Origin of the sequence: Limnothrix redekei LRLZ20PSL1 (genome assembly GCF_043235035.1) — a bacterium.
Lineage (GTDB): Bacteria > Cyanobacteriota > Cyanobacteriia > CACIAM-69d > CACIAM-69d > CACIAM-69d.
This window is the reverse complement of the sequence record NZ_JAZAQF010000049.1, coordinates 51,585-74,557: the sequence shown is the minus strand read 5'-3', so window position 1 is coordinate 74,557 and position 22,973 is coordinate 51,585. Positions and strand designations below refer to the sequence as shown.

The 22,973-nt window shown below is 55.3% G+C and carries 16 protein-coding genes; 12 read left to right on the top strand and 4 right to left on the bottom strand.

All coding sequences use genetic code 11. The features are described from left to right. Window positions 1–44 precede the first annotated feature (44 nt). Together VPK24_RS08270 and VPK24_RS08265 are read left to right on the top strand one after the other, a co-directional pair. Window positions 45–1,628, top strand: coding sequence for an NAD(P)H-quinone oxidoreductase subunit N (locus VPK24_RS08270; protein ID WP_393012050.1), 1,584 nt, complete (start codon window positions 45–47; stop codon window positions 1,626–1,628). A 343-nt stretch (window positions 1,629–1,971) separates the two neighbouring features. Further along, window positions 1,972–3,669 (top strand): O-linked N-acetylglucosamine transferase, SPINDLY family protein, encoded by a 1,698-nt coding sequence (locus VPK24_RS08265; RefSeq protein ID WP_393012048.1) that lies wholly within the window; start codon window positions 1,972–1,974, stop codon window positions 3,667–3,669. A gap of 286 nt (window positions 3,670–3,955) precedes the next feature. Here the strand turns inward: VPK24_RS08265 and VPK24_RS08260 are convergent, their stop codons facing one another. Continuing rightward, window positions 3,956–4,339: an AbrB family transcriptional regulator gene (locus tag VPK24_RS08260; protein ID WP_099532113.1), complete on the bottom strand. Its 384-nt coding sequence runs from the start codon at window positions 4,337–4,339 to the stop codon at window positions 3,956–3,958. Window positions 4,340–4,378: 39 nt separating this feature from the next. Between VPK24_RS08260 and VPK24_RS08255 the strand changes: the two genes are divergently transcribed. The 5 genes from VPK24_RS08255 (at window position 4,379) to VPK24_RS08235 (ending at window position 9,495) form a co-directional block, all read left to right on the top strand. Beyond that, window positions 4,379–4,627: a hypothetical protein gene (locus tag VPK24_RS08255; RefSeq protein WP_393012046.1), complete on the top strand. Its 249-nt coding sequence runs from the start codon at window positions 4,379–4,381 to the stop codon at window positions 4,625–4,627. Window positions 4,628–4,944: 317 nt separating this feature from the next. Beyond that, the gene (locus VPK24_RS08250; RefSeq protein ID WP_393012044.1) at window positions 4,945–5,388 is read left to right on the top strand and encodes an RrF2 family transcriptional regulator; all 444 of its coding nucleotides are present in this window, start codon (window positions 4,945–4,947) and stop codon (window positions 5,386–5,388) included. A 430-nt stretch (window positions 5,389–5,818) separates the two neighbouring features. Continuing rightward, the gene (locus VPK24_RS08245; protein WP_393012042.1) at window positions 5,819–7,264 is read left to right on the top strand and encodes a protein adenylyltransferase SelO; all 1,446 of its coding nucleotides are present in this window, start codon (window positions 5,819–5,821) and stop codon (window positions 7,262–7,264) included. Window positions 7,265–7,614: 350 nt separating this feature from the next. Next, window positions 7,615–8,073: a T3SS (YopN, CesT) and YbjN peptide-binding chaperone 1 gene (locus VPK24_RS08240; RefSeq protein ID WP_099534564.1), complete on the top strand. Its 459-nt coding sequence runs from the start codon at window positions 7,615–7,617 to the stop codon at window positions 8,071–8,073. 18 nt (window positions 8,074–8,091) lie between these two features. Then, window positions 8,092–9,495: a tetratricopeptide repeat protein gene (locus tag VPK24_RS08235; RefSeq protein WP_393012040.1), complete on the top strand. Its 1,404-nt coding sequence runs from the start codon at window positions 8,092–8,094 to the stop codon at window positions 9,493–9,495. A gap of 122 nt (window positions 9,496–9,617) precedes the next feature. On the opposite strand, the gene VPK24_RS08230 is transcribed toward VPK24_RS08235, so the two are convergent. Then, window positions 9,618–11,153 carry a DEAD/DEAH box helicase gene (locus VPK24_RS08230; RefSeq protein ID WP_393012038.1) on the bottom strand — a complete coding sequence of 512 codons (1,536 nt, stop codon included), beginning with the start codon at window positions 11,151–11,153 and terminating at the stop codon, window positions 9,618–9,620. Window positions 11,154–11,272: 119 nt separating this feature from the next. On the opposite strand from VPK24_RS08230, the gene VPK24_RS08225 reads away from it, so the two are divergent. From VPK24_RS08225 to VPK24_RS08215, 3 genes are all read left to right on the top strand, one after another. Then, complete coding sequence (locus VPK24_RS08225; protein WP_393012036.1) at window positions 11,273–13,219, top strand: CHAT domain-containing protein; 1,947 nt, start codon at window positions 11,273–11,275, stop codon at window positions 13,217–13,219. Window positions 13,220–14,018: 799 nt separating this feature from the next. Further along, complete coding sequence (locus VPK24_RS08220; protein ID WP_393012034.1) at window positions 14,019–15,911, top strand: ATP-binding protein; 1,893 nt, start codon at window positions 14,019–14,021, stop codon at window positions 15,909–15,911. A 155-nt stretch (window positions 15,912–16,066) separates the two neighbouring features. Beyond that, the gene (locus tag VPK24_RS08215) at window positions 16,067–17,503 is read left to right on the top strand and encodes an SPOR domain-containing protein (RefSeq protein WP_393012032.1); all 1,437 of its coding nucleotides are present in this window, start codon (window positions 16,067–16,069) and stop codon (window positions 17,501–17,503) included. Window positions 17,504–17,572: 69 nt separating this feature from the next. On the opposite strand, the gene patD is transcribed toward VPK24_RS08215, so the two are convergent. Continuing rightward, entirely contained in the window at window positions 17,573–17,944 is a 372-nt protein-coding gene (gene patD, locus VPK24_RS08210) for a heterocyst frequency control protein PatD (protein ID WP_393012030.1), read from the bottom strand. 750 nt (window positions 17,945–18,694) lie between these two features. Here patD and VPK24_RS08205 point away from each other — a divergent pair. Continuing rightward, on the top strand, window positions 18,695–20,959 hold the full coding sequence (locus VPK24_RS08205; protein WP_393012028.1) for a RelA/SpoT family protein: 2,265 nt from the start codon (window positions 18,695–18,697) through the stop codon (window positions 20,957–20,959). A 229-nt stretch (window positions 20,960–21,188) separates the two neighbouring features. Here the strand turns inward: VPK24_RS08205 and VPK24_RS08200 are convergent, their stop codons facing one another. Beyond that, window positions 21,189–21,986, bottom strand: coding sequence for an ABC transporter permease (locus VPK24_RS08200; RefSeq protein WP_393012141.1), 798 nt, complete (start codon window positions 21,984–21,986; stop codon window positions 21,189–21,191). Window positions 21,987–22,307: 321 nt separating this feature from the next. Between VPK24_RS08200 and VPK24_RS08195 the strand changes: the two genes are divergently transcribed. Next, window positions 22,308–22,973 carry an SHOCT domain-containing protein gene (locus VPK24_RS08195; protein ID WP_393012026.1) on the top strand — a complete coding sequence of 222 codons (666 nt, stop codon included), beginning with the start codon at window positions 22,308–22,310 and terminating at the stop codon, window positions 22,971–22,973.

Here is a 22,973-nt window from a genome sequence, read left to right as displayed (position 1 = left end):
TAGAAATGGCAATTGTTTCAAGCGCTCAACGGATTTAATTCCCTATGGACTTCTCAACCGTTGCCTCACAGCTCAACGCTTGGGCAATCCTGCCAGAAGGTATTGTCATTTTGACCCTCCTGGCAGTCTTGTTAATTGATCTCGTGTCCGGGCGGGCCGCATCGCGCTGGACTCCTTATGTGGCCGTGGCCGGTCTGTTGGGATCCGTGGTGGCCCTGTGGCTCCAGTGGAACCCGGAAGACCCGGTTTCCTTCCTGGGCGGCTTCAGCAACGACACCCTGGGCAGTGTTTTCCGGGGAATCGTCGCCCTGTCGTCGGCATTCACAATCTTGATGTCGATCGCCTATGTGGAATCCACCGGCACGGCCCTGGGCGAATTCATCGTCATTTTGCTCACGGCAACGGTTGGCGGGATGTTCCTGTCGGGCGCTGACGAGTTGGTGATGATTTTTGTGGCGTTGGAAACCCTCAGTATCGCGTCCTACTTGCTGACGGGATACATGAAGCGGGATCCGCGCTCCAACGAAGCAGCTCTCAAGTATTTGCTGATTGGGGCTTCTAGCTCTGCCATCTTCCTCTACGGCGCTTCGTTGCTTTATGGCCTCTCGGGCGGCCACACCCGCTTGAGCGAAATTGCCGCCGGGATTGCCAGCAACCCGACCACGCCCCAAATTGGGATTGTGGTGGCGCTGGTCTTCGCGATCGCGGGGATTGCCTTCAAGATTTCGGCTGTGCCCTTCCACCAATGGACTCCCGACGTGTACGAAGGCTCGCCCACTCCGGTGGTGGCCTTTTTGTCCGTGGGTTCCAAGGCGGCTGGGTTTGCCCTGGCCATTCGCCTGTTGGTGACGGCTTTCCCGCTGGTGTCGGAACAATGGCACTTTGTATTCACGGCCCTGGCCATTCTGAGTATGGTGTTGGGGAACGTGGTGGCACTGGCTCAAACCAGCATGAAGCGGATGCTGGCTTATTCCTCGATCGGGCAGGCCGGCTTCGTGACGATCGGGCTGTTGGCCAACACCGCCGACGGCTACGCCAGCATGGTGTTTTACCTGTTGGTTTATCTGTTCATGAACTTGGGCGGTTTCGCCTGTGTGATTCTGTTCTCCCTGCGCACGGGTACGGATGAGATCAGCGAATACTCGGGGCTTTACCAAAAAGATCCCCTGTTGACCTTGGGTCTGAGTGTGTCGCTGCTGTCCCTGGGTGGCATTCCGCCCCTGGCTGGCTTCTTCGGCAAGATCTACCTGTTCTGGGTGGGCTGGCAAGCGGGCCTATATACCCTGGTGCTGTTGGGTTTGGTCACCAGCGTGGTTTCCATCTACTACTACATTCGTGTGGTGAAGATGATGGTGGTGAAGGAACCGCACGAAATGTCCGATTCGGTGAAGAACTACCCGGCCATTAGCTGGAAACTCCCGGGGATGCGTCCTTTGCAAGTGGGCTTGGTGTTGTCGGTGATTGCCACATCGCTGGCGGGGATTTTGTCGAATCCGCTGTTTGCGATCGCCAATGATGCCGTGGCCCAATCGCCGATGCTGCAAGCCTCGCTGAAGTTACCGGCGGCAACGGCTAAGGTTCCGGTGGTCGATCGGGCGGTGTCCTTGGCTCCGACCCTTGAACCCTAGGCCAGCCTGGGTAACATTCTGGACAATACTCTGGACAACATTGAGGAACCCAAATCGGGCAATGGTTTTTCCCGATTAATGGCACTTCAAACGACAAGCCGCCGGATGCTAGACATCTGGCGGTTTTTTAGTGTTTTTTAGTGTTTTTTGGTGTTTTTTGGATATTTTCTGAGTGATGTATTTTCTGAATGATGTGTTTTCTGGATCATGATCTGGGCGATTTTTTCGGGACTGGGTTGAGGCTGATTGGGCTGAAATCTTTGGCCATGACCCAGAACGCCTATTGCGCCCGCCGCCCGATCGGGGCATGGTTGGATCGCCCCTTTGGTTCCCGTTGATGGCTATGGATTCGCCCACCCCATCCCCACCGTTCAATTTTGATCCATCGGCTGCCCTGGGATCCGTGGGAGTCGATCGGGCCCATTGGCGATCGCAAATTTTGACCAATCCGATGGCTGCCGAACCCTACGCGGCCTTGGGAGAACTGTTGCGGCAGTCGGGCCAGGTGGCCGGGGCGATCGAGGCCTGGTGCAAAGCCTTGGCCCTGGAACCCCAACGAGAAACTTGGTATGCGGGGGCCCTGGCGGCCTTTGATGGGTGGTTAAAGCTGCCATCGGTTTATGAAACCGAGGCCGCCCTCTGGCAGGCGCGATCGAACTATGCCCAGGGATTGGATCGGCTGATCAGCCTCACGCGATCACATCCAGCCCTCATGCAGTTGGCACTCCAGGCGATCGCCCTGCGGGTTCCGTTCTATTTGAATTACCAGGGCCAGAATGATCGGGCCTTGCAAGAACAATATGGCGCTTGGGTGTGCCAAACCTTAGCCACCGTTTTTCCTGATTTAGCCCCCTTGCAACCCCGCTGGACCCGCGAGCGATCCTCGGGCGATCGATTACGAATTGGCTATTTCAGCAGCCATTTTTATCACCACTCCGTGATGAAAACCCACCTGGGTTGGTTGCGCCACGCCGATCGCGATCGACTGGAAATCTATAGCTACTATGCTGGCAATCGCTGGGATAACACCACAGACGAGGCCCGCCGCCTGAGCGATCGCTTTGCCTTTTGGGAAACGGGCAACGACTTCAATCCCCAGCGCTATGCCGCCTTTTGTCGGGCCGCCTGGCAAGATCAACTCGACGTGGCGGTGATGCTGGATGTGGGTATGGATTCGGTGATGTATCTGATTGGGGGTTGGCGGTTTGCACCCGTCCAATGCGCCACCTGGGGCCATCCGGTCACCACCGGCCTGCCGACGGTGGACTATTACCTCTCGAGCGATCGAATGGAACCGCCCCAAGCCGAAACCCACTACAGCGAAACCCTGATCTGTTTACCGGGATTGGGCATCGCCTATAATCGCCCCCCGATCGCCCCCCAGCCTCAGCTCGATCGGGCCCAACTGGGTCTGGCTGACGACGAAGTGGTTTATCTCTGTTGCCAATCGTTGTATAAGTATTTGCCCCAAGCCGATCGGCTCTGGGTGGAAATTGCCCAAGCGGTTCCCCGATCGCGCCTCGTTTTCCTGGCCAGCCCTTTTCCAGAAGCGGCCCCGCCATTTGCCCAGCGCCTCGCGGCCGCCTTTGCGGCCGCCGGCCTCGCTTTTGCCGACCACTGCACAATCCTGCCGCCCCAGTCCCAAACGCAATTTTGGCAACTGAATCAACTGGCCGATGTTTTCCTCGACTCGATCGACTGGTCCGGTTGCAACAGCGCCCTGGAGGCGATCGCCGCTGGTCTTCCTGTCGTCACCCTCCCCGGAGCCTTGATGCGCGGTCGCCATGCCGCCGCCATCCTCACGGAATTGGGGCTGACGGAAACCATTGCCCAAACCCCCGAAGACTATTGTGATTTGGCGATCGGGCTAGGGTGCGATCGAGCTTGGCGACAGAATCTTCGCTTAGAAATTGCCCAACGATCGGCCCGCATATTTAACCAAATTCACGGTGTCCGGGCCTTAGAAGCCTTCTACGAATCCGCCGTGCAGCGTCGCCAACAGGAATGCACTCCCTGCCCGATCGCCCAAGCCGGAACCTAGCCATTGCCACACCATCGGATCTGCCAGCGGGCACGGAGCCGCACGCCTGGTTCAATCGATGTGAGAAACGAAAGAGCCAATCCGTCACCAACTCCAAAACCCGATCGCTCCACAGCCAAACACCCGCAAAACAAAACAAGGGGCCAAAGCCCCTTGTCAGTCAGCATTCCTGATTACCGATGAATCATGCACCGATCATGCAATTGGATCATGCGCACTGCATGATCACGCAATGCTTAATGGAAATCGTCACGATCACGATTAGCCGAAACAACCAGATTCGAGCTTAGTTGCCTTCCACCTGTTTCAGGTGAATATGCTTACGGCCCAGGGTAATTTCAAACTCATCACCCGGCTTCAGATCCATTTGCTTGGTGTAAGCCGAGCCAATCAACAAATTGCCATTCGACTGCACCGTAATCCGATAACTTGCACTCCGGCCACCCCGACCATTGGGCTTTGCTTTGTTATCGAGTTCAATCCCTTCCGCGTCAATCAACGCGTTATAGAACTTCATCATGTTGACGCGATCAACGCCATCCTTAGTCGTGGTGTAGTAACCACAGGCCCGCGCCTTTTCTTCCTTGCTGGCGTTTTCCAGTTCCTTGACCTTTTCCAGTAGTTGGGCACCGGTCAGGGGTTGCGGGTCGGTCTTTTTGCGCTTGCTCATTGCTGTTTTAATCCAACAGGCTGGTCAATCTAGAGAGTAATGAATGAATTCACTGATACAGCGTTTGCCGGATCTCAGGCGAAAGGCGAAGATGATCGCGGCAATGGCTGCAAACCAGAGTTATTCCGATCGGCAGCTTCCTTCTTGCCAGCAAACGCCTTTGAACATCCCAGCGATTTCCAAAAGATTCCCTGGGACAAGTTGCTTGAATCGGGAGATTGGGGCGATGAGTTCCACCAACCAAGCCGAACGGTGTTTTTAAACTTCAAGAAGGTAATTTCATGCTAGCATCAGGCTCCATCATGGTACACGATTTGTGTTAAATCGCTAGTGGTTTTTTCAAAAAATCAATGATTGTCTGATTCAGTAGATCTGCTGACAGGATCTCCAAACATCCCTATTCTCGTCTGAGGAGGGATTAACCATCAGAATTTTGCAAGATCAGATGGCGATTCTGGCGTTCTTGAGCCATCGAAGTACCGTGGTCAGCAGCAAACTTGAGGAATGATCTTGATAATCTTTGCGGGACAAGAACGGCGCACTGGGGGCGATTTAGCGCCGGTTCTGGGAGCAAAACGGAGCGATCGGGAGTCATGGTTCCAGCCATGAAGCTAACCGCTCGCGGACGCTACAGCATCAAGGCGATGCTGGATCTCGCCTTGCAACGCGGTCTTGGCCCTTGTCCTGTCCGCGCCATTGCCCAGCGCCAAAATATTCCAATGCCCTATCTGGAAAAATTGCTCATTGAGCTGCGGCGGGCAGGGTTGGTGGAGTCGCTGCGGGGAACTCGAGGTGGCTATCAACTGGCCCGCGACCCTAAGGAAATTTTTTTGGGAGAAATTCTACGAGCGGTGGGCGAATCATTCACCGCTGCACTGGGGCAAGAGATGGGTGCAGATTTGGCAGAAGATTGGGTAATGCGATCGCTCTGGAAGCGGCTGGCTCAGAAAATTGGTGACGCGCTCGATCGAATTTCCCTAGAGGATCTTTACTTTGATGCTCGCAGTTGGCAGGCGGCTAAAGGCCAAGACAACAATTTCATTATCTAGGGAGATTCAAGGTTACCAGACCCCTTGGCTGGCGCGATCGATCCCAGCCCATTCCCACTGTAAAATTCAGCAACACAGCAATGCCCCTTGACCGCAATCAAAGGATCTTTTCCGGGCCCTTGCTTTGGCCCAGATGGGCGATCGCGCCGGGTCTGAACTCACCGCAATTGGGGCCCAAGATGGCAAGATTTTTCCGTGAATCCTGCCCCGCATTGGGAGAATCGCGGCGGTTGTTTGGGTCGTCAATCGTCCCGCAGTGAGCACCCAAAACTGTGCCTTGCGAACAGGCTTCGCGCGGCTACTCCGCAAATAATCGCACCCCAGAATACCGCAAATGTGTGAATCATCCACCAGATCGATCCAAACAGTTACGATTTAATTTTTGAAATTAGTTTTCTAAATTATTCCCAACCGATTCCCATTCGTAACCATGACCCCCACCAATCCATTTCTGCGTTTGGATTACGAACCCGCTTTTCAGTCACTGGGGGACGATTATTTTGACCCGGTGGCGGCCGCTGAATTTCCGATGCATCAACTGCGCTTTCGGAATGATCACCTGCTGCCGAAGCTGGGGCTAGATCCTGCGGCGGTTCGTGACAATGACTTTGTGGCGGCCTTTGGGCAATTTGTCGGGCGGGAACCGCTGCTGGCTATGCGCTACCACGGCTATCAGTTTGGGGAATATAACCCGCGATTGGGCGATGGACGGGGTTTTTTATATGGCCAAGTGCGGGGCCAAGACGGCGTTCTTTATGATTTGGCCACGAAAGGATCTGGCCAAACCCCCTACTCCCGAAACGGTGATGGGCGCTTAACCCTCAAGGGTGGCGTGCGGGAAGTGTTGGCAACGGAGATGCTCGCTCGGTTGGGGGTCAACACATCACGCACCTTGTCACTGATTGAAACGGGCGAAAAACTATGGCGAGGTGATGAACCCTCGCCCACGAGATCGTCTGTGATTGTGCGGATGGGAGCAAGCCACATTCGATTTGGCACATTTGAACGACTGCACTATCTGAAGCGGCCCGATTTAATCGATCGCCTGTTGGTCCACGTGTTGGAAATCTACTATGGCCATTGGGTGGGAGATCGGGATTGGAAAGCCAAGCTCTATGCCGAATTGGTGGAGCGAGTGGCGCGGCTTTGTGCCCAATGGATGGTGGCGGGGTTCTGCCATGCGGTTTTGAACACAGACAACATGCTGATCACGGGCCAGAGTTTTGACTATGGCCCCTATGCTTTCATTCCCACTTACGATTTGCGATTTACGGCGGCCTATTTTGACTATTACGGCCGCTATGCCTATGGCAATCAGCCCACCATTTGTCGCCTGAATTTAGAGCTGTTGCAACGGCCGTTGGGGATGGTGATGCCGGTGGCGGATCTGGAAGCCGGACTGGAGCGATTCCCAGAGCAATATGCTCAAGAATATCGCCGGTTAATGGCGGCCCGGCTAGGGTTTGAGCATTTGGCAGAAGCGGAGGCGGATGATTTGGTGGAGGCAACGGTGCAATTTTTAGCCGTTTCCCAAACGCCCTATCACGCTTTCTTTGCCAAGCTTCGCAGTCATTTTTCCCCCAGTTGGCGCGATCGCCCGGAAGACTATGCCAGCGATCGCCCCTTTTGGGTGGGCCCTGCTGACAGTAACCCCCAAGGGGAAACCCTGGCCTATTGGGGAAAATGGTGTGAAGTTTATGGGCGAATTTTGCAACAACAATCGGATCAGGATTTGGCTGCCTTGGCCGACCAACTCCAGCGAGCCAACCCGTTGATCACGATCGTCCGGCCAGAAATTGAGCGCGTTTGGGAGGCGATCGACCAGGCTGATGATTGGCAACCCTTCGCAGAATTGCTAAAGGCGATCGGCACGTAGTAGCGTGGCTGCCTTAATTCACTGGGTTAAATGACATGGCTGTTATCGTCACCTGATCGTTAAGCAGCAAGATGCTCAAGCCCCTTGTTATCACGACTGGCTCCGCAACTTCGATCCAATGTATTAAGCCTGTCATGCTAGTAGGCTCGTAAGCCGATAAAAGCTGTAATGATTGGCCACATCAGGACGGCAGTTCCGGATTTTTGTTAAAACGGCAATATTGCAGCCCGATCGAGCCAGCCCAATTCAGCAAGCTCCCATCCCGGTGATTCAGGACAGTTGCTGGAGTCGTTGGCGGATCATCTGCCGCTTAGGAGATTGTTTTTCAACATAGGTTTGGGGTGATCCGCATGGCGACATTTAAAACCGAAGCCCAAAAAAGCTGTTACGAGAAAATTTTTCCTTGGCTCCAAGGGATTTGGTCTGATGTGGTGATTGATATGGAAGCGCCCCATCCCACGGCTTACATCACCGCCGGTTCTGCCTGTGTGTTGGTGGAGGTGTTGCCCTGGGGGGATGATGATGCGGTGGTGAACACGCGCTCCTATGTGGTGACCAATGTGGATCTGTCACCGGAGCTGATGCATTATTTGTTACGTGAGAACGATCGCTTGCTGTTTGGGGCTTTTGGAATTGATGCCGATGGTGATATTTTCCTAAACCATGCGATCGTGGGTTCTGAGTGCGATCGCCCGGAATTGGAAGCGTCGGTGCAGGCGGTTTTGTCCTTGGCGGATGAATATGACGATGCGATCGTCTCGCGCTGGGGCGGTCAACGGGCGGTCGATCGCGTGCCCAGTTTGACCTAAGGCTTGAGAGACCAATTGATGAGACAAGAACAATGGCGCGAAGGGCAATGGCGCAAAGGGCAATGGCGCAAAGGGATCATCCTAATCAGTGGTTCCGTTGCGAGTTTTTGCTTAGCCACAACGACTAGGGCGATCGCGCCGTCGCTGCCACAACCCAATTTGACTCCGGCCGCCGATCACTGGATGGCCCAAACCCCTAACTCCGAAGGGGCGATCGGTCAGGAATCTGCGGACTTTTTTGCCAACCGGGCCCAAGAACGGCTCCGTAATCGCGACTTCGCCGGGGCGGTGGCGGATTTTTCCAAGGCGATCGAACTGCAACCGGCGGGTCAACTGCCCCCGGCCCAACTGGCTCGGCTCTATTACAACCGGGGCAATGCCCAATGGAACTTGCAGGCGGCGGAAGCGGCGATCGCGGACTATACCGAAGCCCTGCGTTTGGATCCGCAATTGACCAATGCCCTGGTTAATCGAGGGGTGGTGCGTCGGGCCCGAGGCGACCTGGCCGGGGCGATCGCGGACTATTCAGCGGCCCTGAGTCAAAAAGAGGATGACCCAACCATTCACTACAACCGGGGCAATGCCTATCGCGATCAGCAAAATTGGGCCGCGGCTTTGACGGATTACGATCGGGCGATCGCCCTCGATCCCAACTATGTAAATGCCTACATCAACCGGGGAACGGTTCACCGTCAACGGGGCGATGGGGCAGCGGCCTTGGCAGATTTTGATGCGGCGATCGACCGAAATCCCCAATCGGCGGAAGCCCTGTTTAATCGTGGCGTGTTGCGGTTTGACCGGGGCGATCGACCGGGCGCGGCGGCGGATTTGGATCGGGTGGTGGCCCTGCGGCCCCAACAGGCCAGCGGCTGGGTGAAGCGCGGCCTGTTGCGCCACATTGCGGGCGATCGCAATCGAGCCATGGCCGACTACGGCCAGGCGATCGCGGTGGATCCCCAGGTGGCCGAGGCCTATAATTTGCGCGGTTTAGGCTATTTCCAAATGGGACAAATTCGGGAAGCCCTGGCGGACTTGAACCGGGCGATCGAACTCGATCCGCTCTATGCCAATGCCTACGTCAACCGAGGGATGGTTTATCATCAACGGCGCAACTTTGAAGCCGCGATCGCGGACTATTCAGCGGCCCTGCGGGTGAATGTGGACTATGCGGAAGCGTTCCACGCCAGGGGGTTGGCTCGGGCCGGAATACGCGATTGGCTCGGGGCGATCGCGGATTATTCCGAGGCCCTGCGGTTACAGCCCGCCTATGCCAATGCCCTGTTGAATCGGGCCAGGGCCCATCGTTCTTTGGGCGATCGGGTGGCCGCGCGGGCCGATCTCCAGGCGGCGGAAGTGATCTACCGCGATCGGCAGGATCAAGCCGGTTTGCAACAATTGCGGGAACTGCGTAACGCGCTCTAAATTCCACACCAGGCTCGAAACGCAGACAAGGGGCTTAAGCCCCTTGCCCCGACGGCGATCGGTGCTTTGCAGATACCCTCTGTTTGCCCCGAGGACGATTGGCGCTTTGCAGGTACCCTCCGTTACTGCTCAGCTTCTTCAGGATCAGGATCGGGCGCAGGCGTTTCCGGCGGCTGGCGAGATCCATAGCGCGGTTTGGCCTCAGCGGCCTTCAAGGGCGATCGCCCGGAAGATGGACTGGGCAGCAAGGTGAGTTGGCCCTTGGCGCGATCGGGTGGGGCCGCCGATTGGGCAGTGGGGCGGCGGCGATCGCTCGTGCGTTCCTCCACCGTGTCTGCTGCCACCACCTCGTAAAGGATGGCCCGTTTGCCCGGTTCACTGCCCTTGCGCAAAATTCGTCCCAACCGTTGAATGAACTGTCGAGTGGAACCGCTGCCCGCCAAGAAAATCGCCACCTTCGCATCGGGCACATCCACCCCTTCATCCAACACATTGGCCACAACGATCGTGCAATAGTCCCCCTGTTTGAACTTTTGCAGAATTTCGTGGCGCTCCTTAACCGGCGTTTGGTGGGTGATGGCGGGGATCAAGAATTCCTGGGAAATTCGATAGACCGTGGCGTTGTCATTGGTGAAAATCAACACTCGATCGGGGTGATGTTGAGCCAATAAATCCGCCAACAGACGCAATTTGCCGTCGGTGCCGAGGGCGATCGCTTTGGCCTCGTGGTGCGCCAGCAGGGCCCGGCGGCCTTCGGTCGATCGGGCAGAAACCTGAATAAACCGCTGCCACCCATCCAAGGAGCCAAAGCTAATTTTCTGCGATCGTAAAAATTGATTCCGGGTTTGAATCAAGGTCTCGTAACGGGCCCGCTCCCGATCGGCCAAGTTCACCCGAATTTGCACCACCTCGTGATCGGCCAAGGCTTGGCCCGACAAGTCCTCCGGCGCTTTGCGATAGACCTCGGGCCCAATCAACTCATCCAAGTCCACATGGCGACCATCCGCCCGATCGGGCGTGGCCGTCAGTCCCAAGCGGTATGGGGCGATCGAACAGTCGGCGATCGCCCGATAAAACTGGCTGGGCAAGTGATGACATTCATCAAAAATCAACAGGCCATACTGATTGCCCAGGGTTTCGGCATGGATGGCGGCGCTGTCGTAGGTGGCCACCAACAGGGGCGTTCGATCGCGCGAGCCACCCCCCAACAACCCCACCGCCACATCGGGAAACGCCGCCGACCAATGGGCATACCACTGATGCATCAAATCCAGCGTGGGCACAATCACCAATGTGCTGCGCGGCGTAGCCACCATGGCCATTTGGGCCAAGTAGGTTTTGCCCGCCGCCGTTGGCAACACCACCACCCCTTGGCGACCCGCCTGCTTCCAGGCCGCCAGGGCCTCTTGCTGATGGGGATAGGGTTCCATTTGCAACCGGGGTTGCAGTTCCAAGGGGGCAAATTCCTTGGCCTCGTCCTGAAACTCAATCGCCTCGGCCCGCAAGCGTTCTACCAGCGATCGGTATTGGTGCGCCGGAATCCGAAACTTTTCGATTCGATCGTCCCAAACGGCCCATTCAATCCAACTGCGGCCCTTGGGCGGTGGATGCAAAATCAGAGTGCCGCGATCGAAACTTAAGCGGGGCAACCGAGCCATGGGCAACGCAATCGGATAGATCGGATGGATCTGATGGATCTGATAGAACAGGAGTGGAATTGCAGTATGGAATTGCAGTAATGGTAGCCCGGTTTGGGTTAATCAACGGAGAGCGCCCTATGGTGGCTTGGCGATGGCACTGGTTAGCAATGGTGACGATCTCGCTCCTGGGGGGATCGGTCAGCTTCAGCGGGCCCGCGACGGCGGCCGGGCGTTTGATCCCCAACGATCAACTTCCCCAGCCCCGCCCCCTGCTTCCTCACCAGGCCCAAAGTCCCGAGGTTGATCGCCTCATTCAACAAGCCGATGAATTGTTCTATCGCCAAGATCGATACGCCGAAGCTGCCCGGTTGTACCAACAGGCGATCGACCAAGGGGGTGTGAATCGGCCCGAGGCCGTTGGCCCCCTGGCCCAATGTCTGATGCTGTTGGGGCGGGATGCGGAGGCCATTCCCCTGTTGCGGCGCTTTGCCAACGGAAACCCGGGCAACGAAACTTGGCTGAGTCGGTTGGCCATTGCGGAATATCGCACCCACGACTATGCCGCCGCCGAAAAGCATTTGCTGATGGCGATTCAGTCTTGGGAAACCAAACGAGCCAGCGGCGACTTAAACGATATTCAACGGGTGACGCTGCTGGAGCAGCAAAGCTACGCCTATCGCCAACTGCTGCGAACGCTGATTGCCCAAGGCAAAATCGAGGCGGCTTTGGAGTGGGCGGAACGGGGTCGGGCCCGGGCCTTGGTGGAGGTGTTGATGCAACAGGCCGCCCGCCAGCCCACGGCCGAGTCCCTGTCGATCGGGCAAATTCGCCAACTGGCCAAACAGCTCAACGCAACCCTCATCACCTATGCGGTTTTGGGCAAAAACCCGAAGATTATTGGCGATGAATTCGAAGATGACTCGATCGTCGCCATTTGGGCCGTGCAACCCAATGGGTCGATCACCTTCAAGGAAGTGGATCTCGCCCAAGTGTCCGCCAAATCCCTCACGGAACTGGTGCTGGCGGCTCGGGGAGCCATGACCGCTGTGTTGCCCACCGCTGGCAGCGCCACCATCGAGCTAAAACGGCTCTACCAATTGTTAATTGCCCCGATCGCCCCTCAATTGCCCCGCGATCCAAACCAGCGCTTAGTATTTGTGGTGCAAGGGGCCACTAACCTGGTTCCCTTTGCGGCTCTCCAGCATCCCAACGGCGATTACCTCGTGCAAACCCAGACGATCGCCACAACGCCATCCCTTCAGGTGTTAGCCATCGCCGAGCAACGCCGTAAAACGCAAACGCCCGCGGCCCAGCCCGGCCTAGTGGTGGGTAACCCGGTCCTAATGCCTGAAGTGCCTGCCGGCCCGGATGGCCAACGGGAGCGGCTGGCTCCTTTGCCCGGAGCCGAAACCGAAGCCCAAGCGGTGGCTCAAATGTTGGGCGTGCAACCGCTGCTGACCGACCAGGCCACCAAAAGCGCGATCGTGGCTGAAATGCCCAATCAACGGATCCTGCATTTTGCTACCCATGGGGTCTTGGATCTGGATGCCAATTTGAACGAGTTTGGCCGCCCACGCGATCCCAACGCCCCCAAAGCTCGCCACGGCGGCGTAATTGTCAGCCCTGGCTCTGTGATCATTGGTGGCAACGTAACGGTCAATGGCAACAATGCCAACCTCGCTTTGGCGGGAGAAGGCGTGGTGCAGCCGGCCGTGCCTGGCCTCTTGGCCCTGGCTCCCTCCCAAGGGGATGATGGTCTGTTAAGAGCCGCAGAAATCGCCACCATGCGCTTGCAAGCCCAGCTCGTGGTGTTGAGTGCTTGTAATACTGGTCGGGGTCGCATTACGGGTGATGGGGTGATGGGTCTGGCACGATCGTTCCTAGTGGCCGGCGTGCCCACGGTGGTAGCTTCCCTTTGGAAAGTGCCCGACAACCCCACTAAAACGCTGATGATTGCCTTTTATCAAGCACTTCAGCGCAATCCCGATACCGCTGTCGCCCTGCGCAGCGCCATGCTGGAAACCATCAAACAGCATCCAAATCCTCGAGATTGGTCTGCTTTTATCACCGTTGGGGCCCCTTAGGGCGAAAAATCAATCAAACCCTTTCAAAATTTGGCTCGTTGAACCGTCACGAGTAACCCCGCGATCGTTACCTGTCCCGAACGATCGCTATCCAAGGGCGACCATTGATGCTTCAATTTTCTGGATGATTTCGATTGCCCTTCCCGGATTTTTTCTGGTTTGTCTGATGGGTACTTTATGGACAGTTAGCTCCCTTGGAAACCGTTGGGCCACCAACGCCCTTGGGAGTCAAAACTGGCCATCAAGACTGTTTTTTTCCAGGAATTTGCCCAAAAATTTACCTAGAGGTTGAGTTGGGGACGCTCCTGATAATGGCCTCAAAGACTCGCTTAGAGGATGTCTGAAAAGCCACAGCTACTACTTATCGGCCTCATCGATCGACACAAACCAGGGGCTTGGGGGTGTCGTCATTGTGCGGGGTGATGCCGAAACAGTTGATCTTTCGCGCCCCGATCGCTGTCACAAAGGGCTTAGAGCCTGTCGTCAAATCACCTAAAACCCTGATTCCATCGCTAGTGGATCGTGGGGGACAAGGGGCTTAAACCCCTTGTTACGACGACATGACGACAGACCCTCAAACCCTTGCCCCTGCCACGATTGGTGCTTGGCAGCTCATCCAAAACACTTTTCAGACATCCTCTTAGAAAGAAATTGACCAAGGGACTGACCGAGGAGTGGGCTGCGAACTTGATTTGAGAACTGGCTGGAGAATTGGCTTGAGAACTGATTGGAGAATTAGCTTGAAAATTGGCTTGAGAGTTTGCTGGAAAGTTTGCCTGAAAGTTTTGATCGCGACCCCATGATTCAACCACGCATCATTCAAGTTTGGGTTGGGGCTGTTTTGGTAATCACCATTCTGCCGTCACTGTTTGAGTTGGCAGGGGTGTCTTTTTCCACGGTGATTCAGCCCTTGGATCCGACGGTTATTCCTGCCATGACGGATCCTCGCTTTGTGCAGGATCCGGAATTGGTGGATGGGTTGCACCACATGCTGGCGGGTAGTTTCATCCACACCATTTTGGAATGGAGTGCCTTTGCAGCCGCTACCCTAACGGCGGTGTTGGCCTTTTTGCACTTTACGTTGCATCGAGATTTGGTCACTCCGCTGATTGGGCTGGTGTTGTTTTATGCCGGTTGCATGGATGCATTTCACACCCTGGCCGCCGATCGCCTGATTGATTCTGTCGATAGCTCGGTGGACTTAATTCCTTTTACTTGGGTGCTCTGCCGGTTATTTTCTGGCACTATTTTGACCCTGGGATTGGTTGCGATTACGAACACCAACAGCCATCTTTTGCCCGATCGCTGGCAATGGGTGGGCCGGTCTTGGCTGGGTAGTTCAGCATTAATTGGTTTCGCATCCTTAGGGTTAGGTGTGCTCGCCTATTTAACCATTTGGCTGTGCTTAACCAGTCAGAAACTGCCACCGACCTTGTTTCCCGATGCGATCGTGACTCGTCCTTGGGATTTGGGGCCGTTGGTGCTGTTTGCCCTTTTGGGTTTGTGGGGACTGCCTCGGTTTTATGAAAAATATCCCAGCTATTTTTCTTTGGCCCTTTGGGTCAGCATGATTCCCCAGGTTGCCACTCAGCTCCACATGGTGTTTGGGTCAATGGCCCTATTCGATTCGGGGTTTAATATTGCCCATTTTCTGAAAATCGTGGCCTATTTGGTTCCCTTCAGTGGCCTTTGCTTGAGCTATGTGCAGGTGAATCGAGAGCGCACCGTGGCGATCGGGGATTTGCGACGGGCCAATGAATCCCTAACTGAATTGGAGCGTTTATCGAGCGATCGAGCGGCAGCACTCAATCAGGTATTGTTGGATTTGCGCAACACCCAAAGTCAGCTTATTCATGCGGAAAAAATGTCCGGTCTGGGCCAGTTAGTGGCTGGCATTGCCCATGAAATCAATAATCCCGTTAGTTTTATTCGGGGCAATTTGTTGTATGCCAAAAACTACACCAAAGACTTAATTGATGTGGTGCGAGCCTATCAGGAAACCTATCCCGATCGCCCGGAACATCTACAGAACTTGGAGGCAGAGTTAGATCTACCCTTCATCCAAGACGATTTTCTGAAGCTGATGGATTCCATGCAGAATGGTGTGTTGCGAATTAATTCGATCGTCTTGGCTTTGCGCTCCTTTTCTGGCCTGGATGAGGAGGGAATGAAGCCCCTGAATTTACAGTCAAGCATTAAGCACGCTCTGTTAATTCTGAACCATCGGCTTACGGGCAACGATTCCATGGCCAAAAGAACGGGATTGAGCGTCAATCTCGAAACGCGCTATGAGGCGGTGTCGCCGGTTTTGTGTTATCCCAACCAAATCAATCAGGTTTTGTTGCATTTACTGACCAATGCGCTGGATGCACTGGAGGAGGCAACTCGCCAAGATCGACAGCGCCAAGACTCCAATTGGCAACCCACGCTGACGGTATCCCTGGTCAATTTGGGCGATCGGGTGCGGGTGTTGGTACGGGATAACGGGATGGGGATTCCTGAATCGGCGCGAGATCAGCTTTTCAATCCCTTTTTCACCACAAAGCAGGTGGGCCGGGGGACGGGGTTGGGCTTGTCCGTGAGCGAAAGAATTGTGAAGTCCCACGGCGGACTCATTGAATTCAGCACGGCGATCGGGGAAGGAACGGAATTTCGGGTGGAGTTGCCGATTCAACCGGATCCGCTGACCTAGGGGCACAAAACTTGCCCACTTCCATGAACACCTGGGATCGCGGATTGGATGGGTGATGCTGCGGTGATCGCCTGGCTATGATGATAGGCGGCGATGATGATGGGTGCGTAGCCGATACCGGCGGGCTAGTCGTGGGCTAATCAACGGTCAATTCCATGCAGATCGAGATGGTGATGGATATGGAAATGGATATGGAACCCGAAGCGGTCAAAGTTTCTCAAGTTTCTATGGATATCCACGGTGATATTGAGAGCGCACCCCATCCCACCCATCCTCCAAAATATCGCCAGCGGGGCCAGAATCAGCCGAGTCAACATCCCCAGAACCCAATGGGCCAAAGCTGGGGGCGTTGGTTGGGGGCAATGGCGCTGACCTGCTGCGGCCTGGGAGCGATCGCCCCCGTAGCTTCGGCTAATGACACGCTTCCCTTTGGTGCGCCCTTGCCCGGTGCGCCGGCCGCGCCGATCTCCGAGGCTGAAAGGCCTGCTGCTGCGCCCCCACCGCGCTCACCGATTGATGTGGAAGTGTTGGAAGCACCGCGCCCCAGCCCGATCGCGAACCCAACGGCTGCGGAAGAAACCGGCTGGGTGGTGGAGGAGGGAGCTGGCTCGGGGGTGACCATGGTGCAGGAACCTCCAACCACCTCCAGCGCGATCGCCCCAACGAACCCAACCGATCGCAACTTCTTTGAGCCGGTGGTTCCCAGCCAAGGCCGTTATGTGGTCTATGCCCTCGGCGATAGCTTGGGACTCTTTGAGCAGGTTAAACAACTGTCTCCCACGGCAGCTTTTGTTACCTATCGGGGGCAAACGGCCGTGCGGGCTGGGCTATTTGAGCGATCGATCGATGCCACTGCCCGGGTGCGAGAACTGGCTCAACGGGGGATCACCGCTGAAATTGGCGAATTGAGCGACTCGGCGGTTTCCGGATCGGCGGGTTCTGGATCCGATGCCACGGTTAATGCCAGCGTCAATTCCTTCAATCGGGTGCAACCGGTTCGATCGCCCTTGCCCGCTCGATCAAGCGCGGCCGGGTGGTCGCCAACGCGAGGCCCCAATCAGAATGAACCGGATCCCAGCGCCCTTTTTGCCAATTTTGAACCCGCTGACCGTGATCCCCAATGGCAACCTCCCAGCAACACGGCTCCGCTCCCGATGGCGGGCCGCCGGTTGCCCCCCTTGGGGAACACCAGCCGATCGCGCAGTTTGCCTGAACCACCACCGGAACCCATGGCCAGCCTGCCGGACTCGGAACCGATCTTTGCGCCAGCCCCCAGCCGCCTTGCGCCTTTGCCTCGATCGAGCAATCAGCTCCCCAGCACCCTGGCCGCCGCCAGCGCCACGGCAACCAATGACCCGGCCTATTTTGTGGTGGTGACCAACGAGCGATCGCCCCTCGCGCAACTGATTAACCAGCTCAGTGAACTGGGGGTTCCGGCTTCCAGCGTTTTCCCCAACGAAACCGGCGGTCTGCGCATTGGCCCCTTTGCCGACCAATCCATGGCCCAACAGTGGCGATCACGTCTTGGGGCTGCCAACCTGACCACTGAGCTGATGCAAAATGGCTGGATCATTGACGGACAGAATCCCTAAGACATCCCCAAGATAGTTGCCCCCGCATTCATTGCCCCCGCATTCATTGCCCCTGCTCATTGCCCCTGTTCATTGCCCGTGATCTGACGCGATCGCCCCTTCACCTGCCATCAGGGCCTGGCCGTGGGTGCAATAGCTCTGCAACAGCTTAAGCCGCTCTTGCATGGTCGATCGTCGCTGAGCAAAAGTCGCTGGTTGGCGAGCCATTCGCAAAAACGCCCAATCCGTTTCCAGCAAACGTAACTGTTTGTAAATTTCCACTTGCAGTGATTGCTCCAGACCGCTGCCTTCCGCCAGCCCCGTCACCGCCATCCGCAGATCGGCCAGCACCTCATTCAGATCCACCGGAGGCTGGGTGGCTGCTTGCAAGTGAAATTCAAAGCATTTCAGCGATAATCGCAGATTTTCGTAGCCCTGACTCGACAAGTTACGATCAAGCATCGATTTTGACTGGAAACTTGCTTCCTGTTCGGAGTTTGACATTTTTTCATCCGCTGGGTTAGGAGATTGCATAGGGCGATCGGTCGTAGTCAAAGGGCAGGGATCAGGGCGATCGGGTGTAATCCAAAAAACATCATTCCCAATTGCGTGAAACCGAAGAGAATTTAGTAGAATCTATGGCATTTCATAAAAATTTCCTCCAACCTTAGGGCTGTTCACAAACCACAGTCCAAAGGTCAGGGATGCTTAGAAAATTTGGTCGAAGCATGACAGAAACCAGCTTTCTAAGTTAGACCTAATTACAGCGTTCTCTAAATTTAAAACTCCTTTTAGCGATAACGGCCTCAGCCGCTATGTTCCAGCCAGGGCCAGGGGGTTAACAGCACCCTAGCAGTTTGAGGCTCTTCTTGTCGTCTCCGCAGGTCATTTTGCTTTCAGGCTCTTTGTTTTGAATTGCTGAGTTGATGTGTGATGTTCCCTCAGCCTGGGGTCATCACTCGGCCCCATTTCAGCCATCCTTTTCCCCGTCTAAGCATTCACTTTGGTTGGTCATTGGTTGGCCATTGGTTCAGCTCCAGCCCTGAAGAATCGCCGTTTCCGATCGCCCTTTGCGCGGATTGGGCTTGATTGCACACCCTTCAGGCTGGGGATCATTCTCATCAATGGGAATTGGCCAGTGGAATGACCATCACTCGCTCGATCGCTCCTCACCCTCCATCCCAGACCCTAATTTTTTCCCTCAAAAATCCTATGGTTGTCGCCGTTTCCCACCATTACTCGCCCATTGATGAATATCCCAGCCTGTCGTTGCCCACCTGGCTTAGCCAATGTTTAATGGAGGATTTTCATCACCCCCAAGGCACGGAACGCCCCCTAGGCAACAGCTTGATTTGTCGAGCCTTTCAATTTGCCTATGATCTACATCAAGATCAATATCGGGCTTCCGGTGAACCCTATATTGCCCATCCGGTGGCAGTGGCTGGTTTGCTGCGAGAATTGGGGGGCAGCCCCGAGATGATTGCGGCAGGTTTTTTACACGATATTGTGGAAGACACGGCTACAACTCTGGAAGATTTGGAAGCCAGGTTTGGTGCAGAAGTGCGATTTTTGGTGGAAGGGGTCACGAAGCTTTCTAAGTTTAATTTCTCTAGTAAAAAAGAGCAGCAGGCGGAAAATTTCAGGCGCATGTTTTTGGCAATGGCCAAGGACATTCGCGTGATTGTGGTGAAATTGGCCGATCGCCTGCACAATATGCGCACTTTGGAGCATTTGGCTCCAGAAAAACAACGCCGAATTTCCCAAGAAACCATGGACATTTTTGCACCCTTGGCCAATCGTCTGGGCATTGGGCGCTTTAAGTGGGAGCTGGAAGATCTGTCGTTTAAATATCTTCAACCGGATGCCTATCGGGAAATTCAAGAACTGGTGGCGGAAAAGCGCACCGATCGTGAGGCCCGGCTCGATCGGGTGTTGCAAATTCTGCGCGATCGGCTCAACCAACTGGGCATTCAAAGCGCCGAAACCAGCGGCCGTCCCAAGCATCTCTATGGCATTTACCAAAAGATGCAGCGCCAGAATAAAAGCTTCTGGGAGATTTATGACATTGCTGCCGTGCGCGTCATTGTTCAATCGGTTGATGAATGTTACCGCGCTTTAGCCGTGGTTCATGATGAATTTCGCCCCATTCCTGGCCGATTCAAGGATTACATTGGCCTGCCCAAACCCAACCGCTATCAATCGCTTCATACCTCAGTGATTGGCTTGACGGGACGGCCCTTGGAAGTGCAAATTCGCACCGAAGAAATGCATCGGGTGGCGGAATACGGGATTGCAGCCCACTGGAAATATAAGGAAACGGGTGGTAGCCACTTGGCCGCCAGCACCGATGATGAAAAGTTTATTTGGCTGCGGCAATTGCTGGAGTGGCAAAGCGATCTGAAGGATGCGCATGAGTACCTGGAAAATGTTAAGAAAAATCTCTTTGAGGATGAGATTTATGTCTTTACACCCAAGGGCGATGTGATTGCCCTCAGCAACCATGCAACCCCGGTGGATTTTGCCTACCGAATTCATACGGAGGTGGGCAACCATTGCGCGGGGGCCCTGGTGAATCGCCGGATGGTGACCCTGGACACGGGCCTGCAAAACGGCGACATCATTGAAATCATCACCCAGAAAAATGCGCACCCCAGCCTCGATTGGCTGAACTTTGTGGTGACGGCCACGGCCCGCAACCGAATTCGGCTGTGGTACAAGCGATCGCGCCGGGAAGAAAACATCAGCCGCGGCCGCGAACTGCTGGAAAAGGAACTGGGTAAGCAGGGGTTTGAAAGTTTTCTGAAGTCCGCACCTATGCAGGCGGTGGCGGAACGCTGCAACTACCACAGCGTGGATGACACCCTGGCCGCGTTGGGCTACGGGGAAATTACGTTGAATATGCTGCTGGGGCGGATTCGCGAGGTGGTGAAAACCGCGCAACCGGTGGCTGAGGCGGTGATTATGCCGTCGTCTAGCCCGCGCCCCCACGGGGATTCGGGGTCAAATCGCCATCGCCTGTCGCCCATTTTGGGGGTGGAAGGGCTGTTGCATCACATGGCGGGCTGTTGTCACGCGGTGCCGGGCGAGCCGATCGTGGGGGTGGTGACCCGCAGCAGCCGGGGCTTGGCCATTCACCGCCAAGATTGCAGCAATTTGGCGAATGTGCCGGGCGATCGCCTGGTTCCGGTGAGTTGGAACCCCGAGGTGACCAATGTGGGTCGCCAGCCCACCTATCCGGTGGAAATTCGGGTGGAAACAATCGATCGGGTGGGGGTGCTCAAGGATATCCTGACCCGACTGGCGGACTCGAATGTGAACGTGAACCGGGCCGCCGTGAAAACCAAGCCGGGCGAAACGGCCATGATCACCTTGGGCATTGACATCTGCGATCGGGCCCAGCTCGATCGGGTCTTTACCCACATTCGCAAGATGAGCGACGTGATTGATCTGCGGCGGGTTTTCCAAAACGCGGAATAGCGATCAAGGGAAATGCCTGTGGGGGCGCACGGCCGTACACCCGTACGCTCCTACTTGGGCGCTTTTGTTGCTGAGGCCTGCCGCTTAGGGCGTGTCGTCAAATCGCCTGAAACCCTGATTCCACCGTTGTCAGATCGTGAGGAACAAGATGCTCAAGCCCCTTGTTCCCCACGATTGGGGCATGGAAAACCAACCGTTGTTGTCTGATCTCAGAAAATGACGACAGGCCCTAGGCTCCCATGCCGGAATATTGCCGCAGACCCCGCCGCCAGAGCCAACGATTCAAGCCATAGAAAAAGCCACTCCACAGCCCGATCGCCAAGAGTCCCTTACCCCAATCCACCGGCAAACCCATCAACAACGCAGCGGGAAAGTGGATCAGATAAGGAAACGGAGTCCATTCCACAATCGATCGCACCAGGGGCGGAAACACCTCCAATGGAGCCAAAATTCCTGAACCCAGCAGATAAATAAAAAACCAAGCCTGTTCCAGGGCGGCCGCTTTTTCCATCCAAAATGCCCCCATGGCAAAGGTGTATTGAATTAAAAATCGCAGGCCAAAGGCCAAAAGCGTAATGATCATAAACCCCAAGAGATTTGTGGCGCTGGGCAGCCAAAATGATTGGGGATAGAGCACAAAAAATAAAATCACGAGCAACCCAATGATCGGCAATCGCACAAATCGCTCCGTGAGGTGGGAAACCAGGTGATGCCAAGCTGGGTCGATCGGCTGTAAAAGCTTGGGCGAAAGGAGACCTTGGTTTACTTCTTTCTCAAATTCCCAAACCACCCAAACCACGTTCATTTGTCGAGCAATGAATGCGGCTAGGTAATATTGAGCAAATTGGATGGAAGACAGCCCAAATTGCCCCGTTTCCGCCGCTTTGACCCAAGCACCCATCAAAATGAACGGCACGGCTCCCGAGAGGGCCCAAAGCAATAATTCCGCCCGATATTCCAACATATAAGCGTAATAGGTGGTGCTTAGGGCGCGGAAGATGGCTCCTGATCGCCGAATTTGCGACATCAAGGGCTTTGGGGAAACTTTAGGGGGTTGAGGAGAAGATTGCATGGGTGAAGTTACGATAAATTTCTAATCGAGCAGTTCCCAATGGATGAATTTTCGATGGATGAATTTTCGATGATTCAACTGTCAATCAATCACAACGTAGGTCAAATAGTGATCAAATAGTGATCCAATTGTAATCAGAGAGCCATCAAACAGAAAAATTAAGAAGAGCAATCGAGAAGAACGATCAGAAAAGCATAGTCAAAAAAGGTAGATCGAAAGTAAATCGAAAGTAAATCAAAAACCGTAAATCCAATCGTCAGGGACTGAGGTAGGGGCATGGATATTCAAAGGCTACAGTCGATCGCCGATCGCCACGGGTTCTCGGTGGCAGCGGTCAGCCATTTGGCCGACAGGATTCGATCGGGACGCGGAACCATGGCCCAGTTTAATCACCCGGAGTTGGGCGGGGCGGGCCAATGGATGCAGGGAGGGATGATGATGATTGGGGATCTGTTTAATCAGTCCCTGAAAGCTCGGGTGGCTAACCTGTGCCAAGACTTGTACCAGGACTTGTGCCAGACCTGGGCGACAGAATTGCCAACCACTCCAGGTGTTGCCCACTCAACCCAGGTGCAATACCAAAGCGCCCCGATCGCCCCATCCAGTCAGCCACCTCGCCAGCCCCCCAGTCAAGCAACCCCTGGCCAGTCGCCGTTTCCCTGGAACCCCATGCCGCCCATGGATTTCGGAGCGGTCGATTGCTGGTGGCCAAGGGACTGGGGCCAGCCCTCAATCCAAGGCCGCCAAAACCATCTGGATTATGCTTATTTTGCGCCGTTCAATCGCCTGGCCCTGCGACAGGGTGGAATGGTGACCTTTTATGACACCACGGGTTATCAGATTACGGGATTCAGCCAACAACAAACGACGGAAAGCCAGGGGCTGATTTGTTTCAGTTCCCGGGGACAGGTGGCGGTTCGTCAGTTCCCACAGTTAGTTTGA